The organism is Arcobacter sp. F155 (genome assembly GCF_004116455.1).
Taxonomy (GTDB): Bacteria; Campylobacterota; Campylobacteria; order Campylobacterales; family Arcobacteraceae; genus Halarcobacter.
Genome location: NZ_PDJU01000031.1, coordinates 1 through 477 on the forward strand (window position 1 = coordinate 1; position 477 = coordinate 477).

1 protein-coding gene is annotated in these 477 nt (G+C 35.4%); it reads right to left on the reverse strand.

The annotated features are described in order from the left end of the window. On the reverse strand, nt 1–477 hold a 477-nt coding region (locus CRV03_RS13940; protein ID WP_258239109.1), incomplete at both ends, for a hypothetical protein.

Here is a 477-nt window from a genome sequence, read left to right on the forward strand (position 1 = left end):
GTTGCTTGACTTTGTGCTTCTTCCACTTTTTTATTCAACTCTGTTTTTGTGTTTTCAATATCTTTATTAACCTGCATCAGTGTATCTTTTTTGATTGATTCTACATCAGGAACAACTGATTCCCAAGCTGTACCTGTCCATATTTTTAAAATACCGGGCTTTCCGTTACTCATATCACGCCAAAGCGTTTTATTAGGTTTAAGCCCTGTTGTTGGTGGATTCTTAGCTTCTATAATTTCAACAGTATTGTTTTTAATATTCTCTTGTACCTTTTCAGCAAGTGTTTTCGCTGCTTCTGATTCTTTCTTAGCGCTACTTGCTGTTTCATTCGCTTCTTTCACCAATTTATCTAGCTGATCCAGCATTTCTTGTTTTTCACCGAATTTACTAAGGATTCGATTGTAAATCTTTCGTAATTCCTCGTTCGGATCCGTAATTTCACGATAATCACCAAACACATATTTATCTTGTGTAGGA